The 16,496-nt window shown below is 64.9% G+C and carries 16 protein-coding genes, 1 pseudogene and 1 riboswitch; of the genes and pseudogenes, 12 read left to right on the top strand and 5 right to left on the bottom strand.

All coding sequences use genetic code 11. The features are described from left to right. Positions 1-45: 45 nt before the first annotated feature. A complete protein-coding gene (locus tag ACQCSW_RS17055) occupies positions 46-405 on the bottom strand; it encodes an ArsR/SmtB family transcription factor (RefSeq protein WP_426987749.1) in 360 nt (119 codons plus the stop codon). 4 nt (positions 406-409) lie between these two features. Further along, a complete protein-coding gene (locus ACQCSW_RS17050) occupies positions 410-1,639 on the bottom strand; it encodes an MFS transporter (RefSeq protein WP_426987747.1) in 1,230 nt (409 codons plus the stop codon). Positions 1,640-1,791: 152 nt separating this feature from the next. Between ACQCSW_RS17050 and ACQCSW_RS17045 the strand changes: the two genes are divergently transcribed. Further along, on the top strand, positions 1,792-2,202 hold the full coding sequence (locus tag ACQCSW_RS17045; RefSeq protein ID WP_426987745.1) for a hypothetical protein: 411 nt from the start codon (positions 1,792-1,794) through the stop codon (positions 2,200-2,202). Positions 2,203-2,234: 32 nt separating this feature from the next. Here ACQCSW_RS17045 and ACQCSW_RS17040 read toward each other — a convergent pair. Beyond that, a pseudogene (locus ACQCSW_RS17040) lies at positions 2,235-2,786 on the bottom strand (AAA family ATPase); the annotation flags it as partial. 54 nt (positions 2,787-2,840) lie between these two features. Beyond that, the gene (locus ACQCSW_RS17035) at positions 2,841-3,044 is read right to left on the bottom strand and encodes a cold-shock protein (protein WP_426987743.1); all 204 of its coding nucleotides are present in this window, start codon (positions 3,042-3,044) and stop codon (positions 2,841-2,843) included. A 190-nt stretch (positions 3,045-3,234) separates the two neighbouring features. Here ACQCSW_RS17035 and ACQCSW_RS17030 point away from each other — a divergent pair, with 190 nt between their 5' ends. Then, positions 3,235-3,453 carry a hypothetical protein gene (locus tag ACQCSW_RS17030; RefSeq protein ID WP_426987741.1) on the top strand — a complete coding sequence of 73 codons (219 nt, stop codon included), beginning with the start codon at positions 3,235-3,237 and terminating at the stop codon, positions 3,451-3,453. 181 nt (positions 3,454-3,634) lie between these two features. Here ACQCSW_RS17030 and ACQCSW_RS17025 read toward each other — a convergent pair whose 3' ends face one another. Further along, positions 3,635-6,130 (bottom strand): ATP-dependent Clp protease ATP-binding subunit, encoded by a 2,496-nt coding sequence (locus ACQCSW_RS17025; protein WP_426987739.1) that lies wholly within the window; start codon positions 6,128-6,130, stop codon positions 3,635-3,637. A gap of 398 nt (positions 6,131-6,528) precedes the next feature. Here ACQCSW_RS17025 and ACQCSW_RS17020 point away from each other — a divergent pair, with 398 nt between their 5' ends. The 10 genes from ACQCSW_RS17020 (at position 6,529) to lipA (ending at position 16,476) form a co-directional block, all read left to right on the top strand. Next, on the top strand, positions 6,529-6,672 hold the full coding sequence (locus ACQCSW_RS17020; RefSeq protein ID WP_354252254.1) for a hypothetical protein: 144 nt from the start codon (positions 6,529-6,531) through the stop codon (positions 6,670-6,672). 145 nt (positions 6,673-6,817) lie between these two features. Next, on the top strand, positions 6,818-6,958 hold the full coding sequence (locus ACQCSW_RS17015) for a hypothetical protein (protein WP_426987737.1): 141 nt from the start codon (positions 6,818-6,820) through the stop codon (positions 6,956-6,958). A 483-nt stretch (positions 6,959-7,441) separates the two neighbouring features. Beyond that, entirely contained in the window at positions 7,442-7,615 is a 174-nt protein-coding gene (locus ACQCSW_RS17010) for a hypothetical protein (protein WP_426987735.1), read from the top strand. Then, the gene (locus ACQCSW_RS17005) at positions 7,612-7,857 is read left to right on the top strand and encodes an AzlD domain-containing protein (RefSeq protein ID WP_426987733.1); all 246 of its coding nucleotides are present in this window, start codon (positions 7,612-7,614) and stop codon (positions 7,855-7,857) included. Before ACQCSW_RS17010 ends, ACQCSW_RS17005 begins: the two co-directional genes overlap by 4 nt. 38 nt (positions 7,858-7,895) lie before the next feature. Continuing rightward, a riboswitch (glycine riboswitch) is annotated at positions 7,896-7,993 on the top strand. A gap of 161 nt (positions 7,994-8,154) precedes the next feature. Further along, positions 8,155-11,022: an aminomethyl-transferring glycine dehydrogenase gene (gene gcvP, locus ACQCSW_RS17000; protein WP_426987731.1), complete on the top strand. Its 2,868-nt coding sequence runs from the start codon at positions 8,155-8,157 to the stop codon at positions 11,020-11,022. A 22-nt stretch (positions 11,023-11,044) separates the two neighbouring features. Then, positions 11,045-12,157 (top strand): glycine cleavage system aminomethyltransferase GcvT, encoded by a 1,113-nt coding sequence (gene gcvT / locus ACQCSW_RS16995; protein WP_426987729.1) that lies wholly within the window; start codon positions 11,045-11,047, stop codon positions 12,155-12,157. Between the two features lie 87 nt (positions 12,158-12,244). Further along, the gene (gene gcvH, locus ACQCSW_RS16990) at positions 12,245-12,628 is read left to right on the top strand and encodes a glycine cleavage system protein GcvH (RefSeq protein WP_354252249.1); all 384 of its coding nucleotides are present in this window, start codon (positions 12,245-12,247) and stop codon (positions 12,626-12,628) included. Further along, positions 12,625-13,950 (top strand): serine hydroxymethyltransferase, encoded by a 1,326-nt coding sequence (glyA, locus tag ACQCSW_RS16985; protein WP_426987727.1) that lies wholly within the window; start codon positions 12,625-12,627, stop codon positions 13,948-13,950. The genes gcvH and glyA overlap by 4 nt, the downstream gene beginning before the upstream one ends. 104 nt (positions 13,951-14,054) lie before the next feature. Then, positions 14,055-15,452 carry an L-serine ammonia-lyase gene (locus ACQCSW_RS16980; protein WP_426987725.1) on the top strand — a complete coding sequence of 466 codons (1,398 nt, stop codon included), beginning with the start codon at positions 14,055-14,057 and terminating at the stop codon, positions 15,450-15,452. A 13-nt stretch (positions 15,453-15,465) separates the two neighbouring features. Next, positions 15,466-16,476 (top strand): lipoyl synthase, encoded by a 1,011-nt coding sequence (lipA, locus tag ACQCSW_RS16975; RefSeq protein ID WP_426987723.1) that lies wholly within the window; start codon positions 15,466-15,468, stop codon positions 16,474-16,476. Positions 16,477-16,496 lie beyond the last annotated feature (20 nt).

Genomic DNA, 16,496 nt, shown 5'->3' with positions numbered 1-16,496 from the left:
TTCGGGGGAGCGGGCGGCCGCGCGCTCGCCTTACCGCCAGGGCAGTCAGTCGTGGCTCGGTTCCCCCGTGACGGTGTGGTCGGCGTGGTTCAGGCCTTCCAGGACAAGCCGGGCCAGGTGGCCGTCCGCGATGCTGTAGACCACCCTGCGACTGACTTTTTGCGTGCTGACGAGGCCGCTGAAGCGGAGCTTGGCCAGGTGCTGGCTGACTGAGGTCCGGGGGGCTCCGGTGCGTTCCACCAGGGTGGTGACGTCGGCCGGTTCCTGGGTCAGGAGCCAGAGCACATGCAGGCGGGTGGGATCGGAGAGCATCCGGAACGTGGCCGTCGCGGCATCCAGCCGGCGGGCATCGGGGAGCCTGGGGTGGTGAAGGCTCGGTGTGTTGACGTCTTGGGCCTCTTCCACCGGATCACCCTTTCCTGCTGGCCGGTTCTGAGTCGGTCCTGGAGGCAGCCGGCCAGAATTTCAGGGCCGCTGCTGTACTGATCATAGCCACCACAGTCAGGACTGCTGCGGCCGCGGGCTGGCCAGCGGACGCGCCGATCCAGCCGGCTACCGGGTAGGTGATGATGAAGCACGCGTGGGAGAGGGAGAACTGGGCGGTGAAGATGTAGGTCCGCGTGCTTTCCGATGCGGAGCGGCGCAGCAGCCGGGCCGAAGGGGTGCTGATCATCGAGGTTCCGGCCCCCAGGGCAACCCAGAGCCCCAGTAGCATGAGCCACGGCCCGGCAGTCGCCAGCAGGACAAACGTTCCGGCGAGGCCAATGCCAAGAAGCGCAGCTCCGGACATCATCAGCGAGCGGTCCCCCAGGCGGTCCAGCGCCCCGGGTGCGCTCAGCGCGACAGCCATCGAACCGGCGCCGTAACAGGACAGGGCGATGGCGACGTCTGCGTTGGATCCTGCGAACAGGTCCCGGGCATAGACCACCGTGTTGACCAGCACCAGGGCTGTAGCGGCCGCAACGGCCAGATTCAAAGCGAGGAGGCCACGCAGTTCCGGCGTCTTCATAAAGATCCGTGCACCCAGGGTGGTGCGGCGCCAGACTGATCCTTCCTGACGGGCTGCCGGTGTTGCAGGCAGCCTGGTGGTCACCACCAGTGCCGCAGAGAACATAAAGCCTGCCACGGTGCCGAGGAAAAGTTCGTGGAAGGAAAGTACAGACAGTAGTCCTGCGGCCAGGGCCGGGCTGATCAGGGATTCCAGGTCATACGCGAGACGGGAGAGTGACAAGGCCCGCGTGTACTGCCGTTCATCGGGAAGCACCACCGGGATCAAGGACTGGAACGTCGGCGTGAACGTAGCCGAGGCGCTCTGAAGGACAAAGACCAGCACATAGATTTGCCAGGCCTGATCCACCGCGGGCAGCATCAGGGCGATTCCTCCACGGATCAGGTCGGCGGCCACCAGGACCGGCTTTTTTGGCAGCCTTTCCACCAGTGCCGCCATGACTGGTGCGACGAAGACGTAGGCCAGCATCTTTATGGTCAGCGCTGTCCCGAGCACGGCCCCGGCCTGCGCTCCTGCAAGGTCGAACGCCAGCAGTCCGAGGGCCACCGTTAGCAAACCGGTCCCCAGAAGCGCAACAATCTGGGCTGAGAAGAGCTTCCGATAGGCAGGAACTGCCAGAACTTCGATCATGCGGACCCCTCAATCCAAACAACACGTGCGTACATGTGCACTCATTATACGAGTTGTGTGTTGTCTGCTCCGTCTGAACGCCCCGGATGAACCCAGGCCTCCGCCCTAGTGTTCGGCTAGATTCGGGGTATGCGACCAGTTGGAGTGACGCAATGACTGACCCGGCAAACGGGAATCCGGACCTCCTTGCCCTGATAATGCTCGTGGAGGACTGGCTGTTCATCGACGGGACCATTGACAACACCGTCGCCATCGCCGCCGTGGATGGCCCTGACTCCGCCGTCGAGCAGGGCCACTCGATCCGCGAGGCGGGCTGGGCGGCAACCCGCGCCCACCCCCGGAACAAGGACGGCTGGGGCGGCTGGCCGCCCACCGATGACGAGATTACCGTGGCGCTGCCGCCAGCGGCGTGGCGGTTCGTCGTACAGGAGTTGTACAGGTGGGAGCAGGTGATGGCCGACGGCGGCGCGGGTGTCGGTGCCGACAGCGGGGATTCGGAGGTGCCCGAGACGCGGGGCTTTGCGGTTGCGCGCCGTCTGGTGGAACGCCTCGGCGAGGCGTAGCGCGAATCGGAGTAGCCGCAGGTCAGCGACAATCGCGCCAGCTCCGGGGTCAGCGACCTGACGCGGGACTCGGCCCGGACCGGGCCGGGCCCGCTGTCAGGGGAGCCGATCACGCAGGCGGTCCCGTCGTCGTGCTAGGCGAGCCAGGCGTCGAGGACCGAACCCAGCTCCGACGTCGACCGGTGGACAACGGCGATGCCGCTGCTCCGGATGGAGGTGGGCACGTTTGCGTCCGGGAGGACGGCCCTGATGACCGGCTCGGATTCGGCCAAGACCTCCTCCGGCGTCCGGTAGTTGATGCTGAGGCTCGCCAGGTTCACGTCGGCCATTCCGACCCGCTTGAGCCGTTCCTGCCACGACTCGGCGAACCCGTGCCTGGCCTGGGCGCGGTCTCCCAGGATGGTGAAGCTCCGGGACGGGCAGCGGAGCAGCAGCATCTGCCACTCTGCGTCGGTCAGCTCCTGCGCCTCGTCCACCACCACGTGGGCGAACGGGCCAGCGAGCACATCCGGGTCGGCGGTGGGCAGCGCGTCCTCGTCCACCAGCTTGTCCTGGATGTCCTGCCCGCGCAGCATCGACATCACCAGCATCAGCCTTGCGGCGCGGGCTGATGTTCCGCAGTCGCTGTCCTGCATGTCTTAGAGCGGGTGAATGTTCTCCGCCTGCGGTCCCTTCGGGCCCTGGGCCACATCGAATTGGACTTTCTGGTTCTCTTCCAGGGACCGGTAGCCGCTGCTGGCGATTGCTGAATAGTGGGCGAATACGTCTGCGGAGCCGTCGTCATTGGTGATGAATCCGAAGCCTTTTTCGGAGTTGAACCATTTCACTGTTCCTGTTGCCATGTCTGCTTTCCCCGCCATACTCTCTGTTCCCGCCGGCGCTCAATGGCCGGGGGCTGCGGAAACCCTCGTCCGCTGTCCCAAACGTACGGTGCCGGATCGGCAGGTGCAAGCGCCTAACCGCGGAACAACGCGGCGGCCCCTCCATGCCTTCACTACAGAGCAGAAGGGCGGGGCTCCTGCTTGGGTTCTAATGGTCGTTGCAGCACCCAAAGATTTTGGGAGTTGCAACGACCGTGCCGCATTAACAGACAAATCGCCGGGAAACAGGAAGTACACGCAGCAGGAGAAGGATGAGTTCTTCGCGGTGCTCGATACACGGTTCCTGGAATGGCAGCATTCATCCAGCGCCAGTACGAATCCTCCGCATAGCCATTTAGCCAGCCAATTCCTGCCGCCAGGCGACCTGTGACTCTCCGGGCCGTGACGGCGGACGCCAACCACCCGAACAAATTGTGCTGGTCTATCCCTGTCGAAGCAGCAGCACCCCGGCTGGATCCCCAGGGCGTCATGGAATCCTTCGCCTGCAGCACAGTGAGGTGTGACACCGGACTTCAGCCCGCCTCGACGGTAGTCAGACGTGGTTTTCCTGGTTAGCTCGCGGCCGGCAGTGCGTCCGGGATCCGGGGTTTCGTGTTTCCTGCGAAGGTGAACTGCGCGTCGTCGCCGTCGCCGTCAACGTCCACCACAACGATGTCGCCCGGGTGGAGCTCTCCGACGAGGATCTTCTCGGAGAGCTGGTCCTCGATCTCGCGCTGGATGGTGCGGCGCAGCGGCCGCGCACCCATGGCCGGGTCATACCCGCGGGTTGCCAGGAGCACCTTGGCTGCGGTGGTGAGCTCGATACCCATGTCCTTGTCTGCCAGGCGCTGCTCCAGGCGGCCGATCATCAGGTTCACGATCTGGATGATCTCCTCCTGGGTCAGCTGGGGGAAGACGATGACGTCGTCAACACGGTTCAGGAACTCGGGACGGAAGTGCTGCTTGAGCTCTTCCGTCACACGGGCGCGCATCCGGTTGTAGCCGGTCTGCGTGTCCGTGCCCGACTGGAAGCCGGTGGCAACGCTCTTGGAGATGTCCCGCGTGCCGAGGTTCGTGGTCATGATGATCACGGTGTTCTTGAAGTCCACCACCCGGCCATGGCTATCGGTCAGGCGGCCGTCTTCGAGGATCTGCAGGAGGGAGTTGAAGAGGTCCGCGTGGGCCTTCTCAACTTCATCGAACAGGACCACGGAGAACGGACGGCGCCGGACCTTTTCGGTCAGCTGCCCGCCTTCGTCGTAACCGACGTAGCCCGGAGGCGCACCGAAGAGCCGCGAGACCGTGTGCTTCTCCGAGTACTCGGACATGTCCAGGGTGATCAGAGCGTCTTCGTCGGCGAAGAGGAACTCGGCGAGGGCCTTGGCGAGCTCGGTCTTGCCGACGCCGGTGGGGCCGGCGAAGATGAACGAGCCGCCGGGACGCTTCGGGTCCTTGAGGCCGGCACGGGTGCGGCGGATAGCCCGCGAAACCGACCTAATCGCCTCATCCTGGCCCACGACGCGCATGTGCAGCTCGTCTTCCATCTTCAGCAGGCGGGAGGACTCCTCCTCAGTGAGCTTGAACACCGGGATGCCGGTGGAATTCGCCAGCACCTCGGCGATCAGTTCCTCATCAACTTCGGAGATATCGTCCATGCCGCCGGTCTTCCAGTGGCGTTCCTTCTCTCTGCGCACGGCGACGAGCTTCTGCTCCTGGTCGCGCAGCGCTGCGGCACCTTCGTAGTCCTCCGCATCCAACGCGGACTCCTTCTCCATTTTCAGAGCAGCGATGCGCTCGTCCATCGCCTTGAGCTCCGGCGGTGCGCTCATGCGCCGGATACGCAGCCGGGCGCCAGCCTCATCGATCAGGTCGATGGCCTTGTCCGGCAGGAAGCGGTCCGAGATGTAACGCTCCGAGAGGTTCGCGGCGGCGACCAGCGCGCCGTCGGTGATGGTGACCCGGTGGTGTGCCTCGTACCGGTCACGCAGGCCCTTGAGGATCTCGATTGCGTCGGCCACGGAGGGTTCCGGGACCTGGATCGGCTGGAAGCGGCGCTCCAGGGCAGCATCCTTCTCGATGTGCTTGCGGTAGTCATCGAGCGTGGTCGCACCAATGGTCTGCAGCTCGCCCCGGGCCAGCAACGGCTTCAGGATCGAAGCCGCATCGATCGCACCCTCGGCCGCACCGGCACCGACAAGGGTGTGGATCTCATCAATGAACAAAAGAATATCCCCGCGGGTGCGGATCTCCTTCAGGACCTTCTTCAGCCGCTCCTCGAAGTCACCGCGGTACCGGGAACCGGCCACCACGGAGCCCAGGTCCAGCGTGTACAGCTGCTTGTCCTTGAGAGTCTCCGGGACATCGCCGCGGACGATCGCCTGGGCGAGGCCTTCGACGACGGCGGTCTTGCCGACGCCGGGCTCACCGATCAGGACAGGGTTGTTCTTGGTGCGGCGCGAAAGGACCTGCATAACGCGTTCCATCTCGGATTCGCGACCGATCACGGGGTCAAGCTTGTTCTCCCGCGCAGCCTGGGTGAGGTTGCGGCCGAACTGGTCCAGCACCACGGAACCGGTAGGGGTACCTTCGGCCTGGCCCGGGCCTAGGTCTGCGCCCGTGGTCTCCTTGCCCTGGTAGCCCGAGAGGAGCTGGATGACCTGCTGGCGGACCCTGTCCGGGTCCGCGCCGAGTTTGACGAGAACCTGCGCGGCAACACCCTCACCCTCGCGGATGAGGCCCAGCAGGATGTGCTCGGTGCCGATGTAGTTGTGGCCCAACTGCAGGGCCTCGCGCAGGGCCAGCTCCAGCACCTTCTTGGCCCGCGGAGTGAACGGGATGTGGCCTGACGGGGACTGCTGGCCCGGGCCGAGGATCTCCTGTACCTGCTCACGCACGCCGTCGAGTGAAATGTTCAAGGACTCAAGAGCTTTGGCGGCAACGCCTTCACCTTCATGGATCAGACCCAAGAGGATGTGTTCGGTACCAATGTAATTGTGGTTCAGCATGCGTGCCTCTTCTTGGGCAAGCACAACTACGCGACGGGCACGGTCCGTAAATCGCTCAAACATTTCGCCACACTCCTGGCTGCCGCCTACTTTGATGCTACGTCGCCGCAGGCCCTCTTGGGGTGTTCGTCGAGACGCAGGATAAAGAGAGCCGGGTTCCCGTGACTTTCCCATGTAAGAGGCAGGGTTTCGCACCGCTATCCGCCACGTCACCGCGTGTCACCGTGTGGGCGCAGAGGCACCGCAGTCGCCGAGCGGAAAATCGATGCGCATTACGATGCGCATTATCTGCAAACCTGTGGGACCGACTCAGTCTCCTGCGCCAGGTGCCAAACCTGCGGGGGCGGAACTCACAGCCGCAACTACCGCATGGGACCATCCGAAATCCCCGGAAAACCTCATCGAGCTTGCCAGTGCCGGCACACAGCGAACGCCCGCCGGCTCAGTAGCCCGTCCGCGCGTTGTTCCTGTGTACGGGCAACAGCGTCCGGTCCCAGATGATCGAGGCGACCTTGGAGCGCCTGGGCGGCTCTCGGATCGAAGCCGCCAGCGCCGGTAGTCACCCCCAAAGACCTTCACCCCAACGCCGTACGAGTGATGCGTGAGCGTGGCATTGACATTAGTGGCGCACGCTCCAAGCATCCGGGGGAGTTCGTCGAGCAGCGATTCGAACATGTGATCAGCCTTTGTGACCGCGTACAGGAAGCATGCCCGGACTTCCCAGGGCCGCCCGCGATGGTGCTTTGGAGCATGCCCGATCCGGCGGCCGAAGCGGCGGCGGACCAAGACAGATATCCGGCGTTCGTCCGCACAGCGGACGAACTGAACACGCGGATCCAGTTCCTGCGTTACGCGATCGAGTACTCCCAAACGAGTTCGGAGCGGAGCTAGAAATGCCCAACGACCTTACGGACCTGGTCAGCGTCCGGTACGTGGTCGACGACGTCGATGCGGCTATCGACTTCTAGACCAAGCAGCTGGGGTTCACCCTCAGGATGAGCGCCGCACCGGGGCGTGAACTGTTGGTCGTTAAGGCACATGAGACCAAGGAGGTCTTGCCATGGGCGATGGGGCAGATCGGCGCGGCAGCTGTGACTGTTAACTTCGCTTGGCGGCTAAATCGCAGCTTCGTTTGGCGGTTGGCCGTGCGGTTGAGGTTCGCCCTACTGGGATTGTTCTTTGAGTAAGCGGCGGCGAGACTGCCAAGGCTAGGGTCGCATGGCTAGGATGCTTTGCATTGTCGGTGATGAAGTGTGGGCCCCGGCGTCCCTGGCGCTGCTCCGGCAGTGGATCAACGCCTACATCGAGGACCCCCAAAACCAGAAGGCATAGCCGGTGGGACCTTCAATTTCGTGGGCGACGAGGTGGCGGCGTTTGCGTGGCTTTGATCGGGTATGGGCGGGTATCAACCAGGGAACAGCACCCGACGGGACAAACGGACGCCCTCGAACCTGGGCGCTGCGCGCGGCCCCGTTCGCCCTGCTGGCCGCGCTGCATCACAGCGCACTGCTGCCCTACCTGAACGAAAACATGCGGCTGGCATCATGACCATCCTCGTCTTCTATACGGTGCGGCACGCCCCCGTAGCCCTGACGCCGGTCGCCGCCGCAGTCGCTGCAGGGCTCATCGTCACCGCCGGCCTCCACCTCTGGCGGCGCAACGCCATCGTGAGCGTCCTCGGCGGAACCGCCGTCCATGTGGCACTGGCATCCACGCTCCCTGCCCGTAACGACTCATGTCAAGACGCTCGCGAAAGTGTTGTGCTTGCCAGCAATCCAGAATCCGGCTAACCTGTGAGACGTGTCACGGACAAAGTGGCACATGCTTTTGATCTGCGGCGGGAGAGTCTTGCCGGTACGTTCAGCAGGCGCCGTAGGAGCAAATCCTCTCCGGGAATCTCTCAGGCCCACGTACCGCCGCGGTTAGGCAACTCTGGAAAGTAGTCCGGCAACGGGCTCACCGACGGTGCAAGCGTCACCCTGCGACAAGCAGGTGGGCGCGGAAACTCTCAGGTCCAATACAGAGCGGGGAGGAACCCGAATCAATGTGGCGTACCCAGCGCGCCACCTGAATTATGGAGTTCCTTCATGACCATCCAGTCGTCCCCTTCCACCTTTGCCGATCGGCATATTGGTGCGCGCCGCCAGGCCGATGTTGACACCATGCTCAAGGCCGTTGGCTATGACAGCGTTGACGGTCTCGTGGACGTTGCCGTCCCCGACTCCATTCGCCAGGCCAAGCCGCTGGCCCTCAAGGACGCCCTCAGTGAGGTTGAGGTTCTTGCGGAGCTGCGTAAGCTCGCGGCGAAGAACAAGACCGCTGTGCAGATGATCGGGCAGGGCTATTACGACACCGTGACGCCCGCGGTGATCCGCCGGAATATCCTCGAAGCCCCTGCCTGGTACACCGCCTACACCCCGTACCAGCCGGAAATTTCCCAGGGCCGGCTGGAGGCGCTGCTGAACTTCCAGACCATGGTCCAGGACCTGGTGGGCCTGCCGATCGCGAACGCGTCGCTGCTGGATGAAGCCACCGCCGTCGCCGAGGCCGTCCTCATGATGCGCCGGGCGAACAAGAACAAGGAGGCCCGGGACGGCAAGACGGTCCTGGATGCCGACTGCCTGCCGCAGACCATCGCGATTGTGAAGGGCCGCGCCGAGGCGCTGGGTTTCGAGGTGGAGGTCGCTGACCTGTCCAAGGGACTGCCCGACGGTGTCATCAACGGCATCGTGCTGCAGCAGCCGGGCGTGTCCGGCCGGGTCTTCAACCACGCCGCAGTGATCGCGGCAGCCAAGGAGCGCGGCGCGCTCGTCACCGTTGCCGCCGACCTGCTGGCCCTGACCCTGATCACCCCTCCCGGGGAGCAGGGCGCGGACATTGCCGTCGGCTCGACCCAGCGTTTTGGTGTGCCGTTGTTCTTCGGCGGCCCGCACGCCGCGTACATGGCGGTGGCGAAGGGCCTGGAGCGGTCCATGCCCGGCCGCCTGGTTGGGGTGTCCAAGGACGACGCCGGGACCCCCGCGTACCGTCTGGCGCTGCAGACCCGTGAGCAGCACATCCGCCGCGAGAAGGCCACGTCCAACATCTGCACCGCGCAGGCGCTGCTGGCCATCGTCTCCTCCTTCTACGCCGTCTACCACGGCCCCGACGGACTGAAGGCCATCGCCGAGCGCGTCCACCACAACGCCCGCACGCTGGCCACTACGCTGAAGGTCGCCGGCCGCGAACTGGTCACCGAGACCTTCTTCGACACCGTCACGGTCCGCGTCCCGGGCAAGGCCGCCAAGGTCATCGCCGCCGCCGAAGCACGCGGCATCAACCTGCGCCACATCGACGAGGACACCATCGGCGTCTCCGCTGATGAAACCACGACGACGGATGTCCTCTCCGCCATCGCCGTCGCCTTCGGTGCCGGCCCGGTAGTGGACGCGAAGGGCTTTGACCTGCCCGAATCGGTGCTCCGCACCTCCGAGTACCTGCAGCACCCGGTGTTCAACACGCACCGTTCCGAGACCCAGCTGCTGCGCTACATCCGCAGGCTGAGCGACCGTGACCTTGCCCTGGACCGGACCATGATCCCGCTGGGTTCCTGCACCATGAAGCTGAACGCCACGGCCGAGATGGAAGCCATTTCCTGGCCGGAGTTCGCCTCGATCCACCCGTTCGCCCCGGACTCACAGACGGTGGGCTGGCGCGAGCTCATCAGCGGGCTGGAAGCTGACCTCGCGGAAATCACCGGTTACGACCAGGTCTCTCTGCAGCCGAACGCCGGTTCCCAGGGTGAGCTCGCGGGCCTGCTGGCCATCCGTGGCTACCACCTGTCCCGCGGCGATGACCAGCGCACCGTTTGCCTGATCCCGGCCTCGGCCCACGGCACCAACGCCGCCTCGGCCGTCCTGGCCGGCATGAAGGTTGTTGTCGTCGCGACGGCGCCGGACGGCAGCATCGACCACACGGACCTGTACGCCAAGATCGAGGCGAACAGGGACGTCCTCTCGGCCATCATGATCACCTACCCCTCCACGCACGGTGTCTACGACGCCGACGTCACCGAAATCTGCGACGCTGTGCACGCTGCCGGCGGCCAGGTCTACGTGGACGGCGCCAACCTCAACGCCCTCGTGGGCCTGGCGCAGCCGGGCAAGTTCGGCGGCGACGTCTCGCACCTGAACCTGCACAAGACCTTCTGCATCCCGCACGGCGGCGGCGGCCCGGGCGTTGGCCCGGTCGCGGCCAAGGCCCACCTGGCACCGTTTATGCCCGGCGACGCCAACAAGGCCGCGCACGAGTCCGGCTCTGCCGGATCAACAACAGGCGTGGCCATCTCGGCGTCCAACTACGGCTCCGCAGGCGTCCTGCCGATCTCCTGGGCCTACGTGAAGCTGATGGGCGCCGAAGGCCTGACCGAAGCCACGAAGTCGGCGCTGCTCGCGGCGAACTACGTCGCGGCCCGCCTGAACGAGTACTTCCCCGTCCTCTACACCGGCGAAGGCGGACTCGTGGCGCACGAATGCATCCTGGATCTCCGTGAGCTGACGGCGAAGACCGGCGTCACCGCGGAGGATGTGGCCAAGCGTCTGATTGACTACGGCTTCCACGCCCCCACCCTGGCGTTCCCGGTTGCGGGCACGCTGATGGTGGAGCCCACGGAGTCCGAGGACCTGGTGGAGATCGACCGGTTCATCGACGCGATGATCACCATCCGGAAGGAAATCGACCAGGTGGCCAACGGCGACTTCACCGTGGAGAACAGCCCGCTGCGCCACGCACCCCACACCGCGTCCGCCGTCGTCACCTCCGACTGGGCCCGCCAGTACCCGCGTGAGCAGGCCGCGTTCCCGGTCCACCACCTCAAGCAGGACAAGTACTTCCCGCCCGTCGGCCGCATCGACGGCGCAGCCGGGGACCGCAACCTGATCTGCTCCTGCCCGCCCATCGAAGAGTTCGCGAATTAGTTTCGTGTGAAAGGCTTTCATAATGACTGAGAACTACACCGCTCTCTACGAAGAGCACAAGAAACTCGGCGCTTCCTTCACCGATTTCGGTGGTTGGCAGATGCCCCTGAAGTACAGCTCCGAGCTGGCCGAGCACCACGCGGTGCGCAAGGCTGCCGGCCTGTTCGACCTCTCCCACATGGGCGAAGTCTGGGTCACCGGCCTGGAAGCCGGGGCGTTCCTGGACTACGCGCTGGTGGGCAAGCTCTCCGCAATCGCGGACGGCAAGGCCAAGTACTCGCTCATCTGCAACGCCGACGGCGGCATCATCGATGACCTCATCGTGTACCGCTTTGGCGACGAGAAGTACCTCGTGGTCCCCAACGCAGGCAACGCCCCCACTGTCGCCGTCGCCCTGGCCGAACGCGCCGTGGCGTTCAACGTGAAGGTGGAGGACGCCTCCGCAATCACCTCGCTGATCGCGGTCCAGGGTCCCAAGGCCGAGGCCATCCTGCTCAAGCTGACCGCTGAGGCCCAGCACGCACTGGTCACCGACCTGAAGTACTACGCGTTCAACGAGCTCACGGTGGCCGGCCACGACGTCATCCTGGCACGCACCGGGTACACCGGCGAGGACGGCTTCGAGCTCTTTGTACCGAACGACGGCGCCGCCTCCCTGTGGGCGTCCGTCGCCGAAGCGGGGGCTGAGTTCGGCATCGTTCCGTGCGGCCTCGCTTCCCGCGATTCGCTCCGCCTCGAAGCCGGCATGCCGCTCTACGGCAACGAGTTGTCGCTCGAACGGTCGCCGTTCGACGCCGGCCTGGGTGGCGTTGTGGCGCTCAAGAGCAAGGAAGGCGACTTCGTGGGCCGCTCCGCCCTGGAAGCCGACAAGGAAGCCGGATCAAAGCGTAAGCTTGTGGGCTTGAAGGGACTCGGCCGTCGCGCCGGCCGCGGGCACTACCCGGTGCTCAAGGACGGTGCCGTGGTTGGCGAAGTCACCTCCGGCCAGCCCAGCCCCACCCTCGGCTACCCGGTGGCGATGGCCTATGTCGACGTCGAGCACGCCGAGATTGGCACCGCCCTGGACATCGATCTGCGCGGCAAGGCAGAGCCTTTCGAGGTTGTCGCCCTGCCGTTCTACAAGCGCCAAAAGTAAGTCCCGCCCGGTGGTTGAGCCTGTCGAAACCCCTGGATCTCGACAAGCTCGATCACCGGAACACCACAAACTTAAGGAATAGACAACATGGCTAAGGTTGCCGCTGAACTGAAGTACTCCGCCGAGCACGAGTGGATCTCCACTGATGGCTCTGGGCCATCCATTGTTGGCGTGTCCGCTGTTGCCGCTGAGGCGCTGGGCGACATCGTCTACGTTGACCTGCCCGAGGTTGGCTCCACTGTGACCGCAGGGGAGACCTGCGGCGAGATCGAGTCCACCAAGTCCGTTTCTGACCTGTACTCCCCGGTGACGGGCGAGGTCACGGAAATCAATGATGGCGCCGTGAGTGATCCCGCATTGATCAACTCCGATCCGTACGGTGCCGGCTGGCTGTTCAAGGTGACCGTTGAGTCCGAGGGCCCGCTGCTGTCCGCGCAGGAATACGCCGAAGTAAACGGTGGCGAGCTGTGAGCGCCGCTGCAGCAGGCACCGCAGTCTTTGAGCAGGTAGTCTCCGCGAGCCTGGACACCGACCTCTCGGTGCTGGACCCCGAGATCGCCGTCAAGATCGACGACGAACTGGGCCGCCAGCGTAATGGCCTGGAAATGATCGCCTCCGAGAACCACACGGCCGTTGCCGTGATGCAGGCGCAGGGCTCGGTCCTGACCAACAAGTACGCCGAGGGCTACCCGGGCAAGCGCTACTACGGTGGCTGCGAGCACGTTGACGTCATCGAGCAGCTGGCCATCGACCGGGTCAAGGCCCTTTTCGGTGCTGAGTTCGCCAACGTGCAGCCGCACTCCGGCGCCCAGGCGAACGCCTCGGTCATGCACGCGCTGATCAAGCCGGGCGATACCATCATGGGCCTGAACCTGGCCCACGGCGGCCACCTGACCCACGGCATGAAGATCAACTTCTCCGGCAAGCTCTACAACGTGGTCCCGTACCAGGTCCGCGAAGACACCCACACCATTGACATGGCCGAGGTGGAGCGCCTGGCGCTGGAGCACAAACCGCAGCTGATCGTCGCCGGCTGGTCGGCCTACGCCCGCCAGCTGGACTTCGCCGAGTTCCGCCGGATCGCCGACCTGGTGGGCGCCTTCCTGATGGTTGACATGGCGCACTTCGCCGGTCTGGTGGCAGCTGGCCTGCACCCGTCGCCGGTGCCGCACGCCCACGTCACCACGTCCACCACGCACAAGACCCTCGCCGGTCCGCGCGGCGGCATCATCCTCTCCAACGACGCCGCGATCGCCAAGAAGATCAACTCGGCTGTCTTCCCGGGACAGCAGGGCGGCCCGCTGGAGCACGTCATCGCCGGCAAGGCCGTGGCTTTCAAGATCGCAGCCACGCCTGAGTTCAAGGAACGCCAGGAGCGCGTCCTGGCCGGTGCCAGCATCCTGGCCGACCGCCTGGTCCAGCCGGACGTCACCGCCAAGGGCATCAATGTGATCTCCGGCGGCACCGACGTCCACCTGGTCCTCGTTGACCTGCGCAACTGCGAGCTGGATGGCCAGCAGGCCGAGGACCGCCTGGCCGCGATTGACATCACCGTCAACCGCAACGCCGTGCCGTTCGATCCGCGCCCGCCGATGGTCACCTCCGGTCTCCGGATCGGCACCCCCGCACTGGCCACCCGCGGTTTCGGCGAAGCAGCCTTCCGTGAAGTTGCGGACATCATCGCCGAGGCATTAATTGCCGACGCCGACGCGGACCTTTCCGGCCTGCGTCACCGGGTAGAGGCACTCGCCGCCGCCCACCCGCTGTACCCGTCAGTCGCTCCCCTCAGCTGATGGAGTTTTTGTCCAGATAATGCAGCTTTTGAGCTCGTTTAGGCCCATTATCTGGACAAAAACTCCTGACTGGTCACGAAGAATTAGTTAGTTAGGAAACGCACATGGCCGTTGGAGTCTTTGATTTGTTCTCCGTCGGGATCGGGCCGTCGAGTTCGCACACCGTTGGCCCGATGCGCGCCGCCGCAGTGTTCGCCGAGGAGCTCAAGGTCTCCGGCAGCCTGGACAAGGTGGCTGGGCTGCGGGTGGACCTGTACGGTTCGCTGGCGGCGACGGGCCACGGCCACGGCACCATGACGGCGATCCTGCTGGGCCTGGAAGGTTTCCACCCCGAAAAGATCCTGCCGGCCGAGGTGGAGGAGCGGCTCGCCGCGATCGCCGACACAGGCACTCTCCAGCTCGCCGGTTCCGTCCCCCTGCCTTACGGCGTCAAGGATATGGTCCTGCGCCCGCTCACTGTCCTGCCCCGGCACACCAACGGCATGACGTTCACGGTGACGGACGCTGAAGGCGAAGTCCTGCACAAGGCCACGTTCTTCTCCGTCGGCGGGGGCTTTATTGTCCGCGAGGGCGAAGAGGACGCGGCCCTGAAGGAGCTGGACGAGTCCAAGAAGGAACTGCCGCTTCCTTTCCGCACGGCTGCGGAGCTGCTGGGCCGGTGCCAGTCCAAGGGTTTGTCCATCGGCGACATCATGTTCGTCAACGAGCGTGCGTCCCGGTCCGAGGAGGAAATCCGCGAAGGCCTGCTGCACATCTACTCCGTCATGGAGGAGTGCGTGGCAACCAGCCTCAAGCGTGAGGGGCTGCTGCCCGGCGGACTGAAGGTCCGACGTCGTGCTCCCGACTGGCATGAGCGGCTGGAGAAGGAGGACAAGGACCGGGACGCGAAGTACTGGCAGGAATGGGTGAACCTCATCGCCCTGGCAGTGAACGAGGAGAACGCGTCCGGCGGCCGGGTGGTCACAGCACCCACCAACGGCGCTGCGGGCATCATCCCGGCAGTCCTGTACTACGCACTGCATTTCGCACCCGGCATGGACAAGGCCACGCAGGAAGACCGCGACGACGTCGTCGTCAAGTTCCTGCTCACGGCCGGTGCCATCGGGGTGCTGTACAAGGAACAGGCGTCCATTTCGGGTGCCGAGGTGGGCTGCCAGGGCGAGGTGGGATCGGCGTCGTCCATGGCGGCCGGTGCCCTCGCCGAGGTCATGGGCGGGACACCCCAGCAGGTGGAGAACGCTGCGGAGATCGCGATGGAACACAACCTGGGCCTGACGTGTGATCCGATCGGCGGGCTGGTCCAGGTGCCGTGCATCGAGCGCAACGCGATCGCGGCGGCGAAGGCCATCAACGCCGCGAAGATGGCCCTGTGGGGGGACGGTACGCACCGGGTGTCCCTGGATGAGGTGATCGTGACCATGCGCGAGACCGGCAGGGACATGAGCTCCAAGTACAAGGAAACGGCCATGGGCGGCCTCGCCGTCAACGTAGTGGAATGCTAAGGGAAGAGAACTGATGACACTGGCACCAGAAGGCCGGAAGCTGCTGCGTGTTGAGCAGCGTAACTCTGCAGTACCTGTGGAGCGGAAGCCGGAGTGGATCAAGGCGAAGGTCCAGATGGGTCCTGAGTATGTCCAGCTCAAGAACCTGGTCAAGAAGGAAGGCCTGCACACGGTGTGTGAGGAGGCCGGCTGCCCGAACATTTTTGAGTGCTGGGAAGACAAGGAAGCCACGTTCCTGATCGGCGGGTCCGAATGCACCCGGCGCTGTGATTTCTGCCAGATCGACACGGGCAAGCCCTCCCCGGTGGACATGTTCGAACCGACCAAGGTGGCCCGCTCGGTCCTGGCCATGCAGTTGCGCTACGCCACCGTGACGGGGGTGGCCCGTGATGACCTGGCCGATGAGGGTGTGTGGCTGTACGCCGAGACGGTCCGGAAGATCCACGAGCTGAACCCGGGCACCGGCGTGGAGCTGCTGATCCCTGATTTCTCCGGCAAGCCCGAGCACATCGAGGCGATCTGCGATTCCAAGCCGGAGGTCTTCGCGCACAACGTCGAGACCGTCCCCAGGATTTTCAAGCGCATCCGTCCGGCGTTCCGGTATGACCGGTCCCTGGATGTCATCACCCAGGGCCGGAAGCTGGGCATGGTGACCAAGTCCAACCTGATCCTGGGCATGGGTGAGACCCGTGAGGAGATCTCCGAGGCGTTGCGGGACCTGCACGAGGCCGGCTGCGACCTGATCACCATCACCCAGTACCTGCGCCCGTCCGAGCGGCACCTGCCGGTGGACCGCTGGGTCAAGCCCCAGGAGTTCGTGGACCTCCAGGACGAGGCCAAGGAGATCGGGTTCCTGGGTGTGATGTCCGGGCCGCTGGTCCGTTCCTCCTACCGTGCCGGCCGGCTCTGGGCCACCGCGATGCGCAAGAAGGGCTGGGAAATCCCCGCCCAACTCGCCCACATCGAGTCCTCCGGCAGCACCCGCCAGGAAGCCAGCTCACTGCTCGCCGCACACGCCAGCTGACCGCCCGAGATCAGGAAAGG

This window comes from Pseudarthrobacter sp. Y6 (assembly GCF_050156205.1).
Taxonomy (GTDB): Bacteria; Actinomycetota; Actinomycetes; order Actinomycetales; family Micrococcaceae; genus Arthrobacter.
Note: the sequence above shows the minus strand (reverse complement) of the source record. Positions and strands in the feature narration are given on the sequence as shown.

What these genes read in the sequence shown, in the direction of transcription:
- ACQCSW_RS17050 (WP_426987747.1), bottom strand. Translation starts at nt 1,639, where the DNA reads ATGATCGAAGTTCTGGCAGTTCCTGCCTATCGGAAGCTCTTCTCAGCC.
- ACQCSW_RS17045 (WP_426987745.1), top strand. Translation starts at nt 1,792, where the DNA reads ATGACTGACCCGGCAAACGGGAATCCGGACCTCCTTGCCCTGATAATG.
- ACQCSW_RS17035 (WP_426987743.1), bottom strand. Translation starts at nt 3,044, where the DNA reads ATGGCAACAGGAACAGTGAAATGGTTCAACTCCGAAAAAGGCTTCGGA.
- ACQCSW_RS17030 (WP_426987741.1), top strand. Translation starts at nt 3,235, where the DNA reads ATGGTCGTTGCAGCACCCAAAGATTTTGGGAGTTGCAACGACCGTGCC.
- ACQCSW_RS17025 (WP_426987739.1), bottom strand. Translation starts at nt 6,130, where the DNA reads ATGTTTGAGCGATTTACGGACCGTGCCCGTCGCGTAGTTGTGCTTGCC.
- ACQCSW_RS17015 (WP_426987737.1), top strand. Translation starts at nt 6,818, where the DNA reads ATGCCCGATCCGGCGGCCGAAGCGGCGGCGGACCAAGACAGATATCCG.
- ACQCSW_RS17005 (WP_426987733.1), top strand. Translation starts at nt 7,612, where the DNA reads ATGACCATCCTCGTCTTCTATACGGTGCGGCACGCCCCCGTAGCCCTG.
- gcvP (WP_426987731.1), top strand. Translation starts at nt 8,155, where the DNA reads ATGACCATCCAGTCGTCCCCTTCCACCTTTGCCGATCGGCATATTGGT.
- gcvT (WP_426987729.1), top strand. Translation starts at nt 11,045, where the DNA reads ATGACTGAGAACTACACCGCTCTCTACGAAGAGCACAAGAAACTCGGC.
- gcvH (WP_354252249.1), top strand. Translation starts at nt 12,245, where the DNA reads ATGGCTAAGGTTGCCGCTGAACTGAAGTACTCCGCCGAGCACGAGTGG.
- ACQCSW_RS16980 (WP_426987725.1), top strand. Translation starts at nt 14,055, where the DNA reads ATGGCCGTTGGAGTCTTTGATTTGTTCTCCGTCGGGATCGGGCCGTCG.
- lipA (WP_426987723.1), top strand. Translation starts at nt 15,466, where the DNA reads ATGACACTGGCACCAGAAGGCCGGAAGCTGCTGCGTGTTGAGCAGCGT.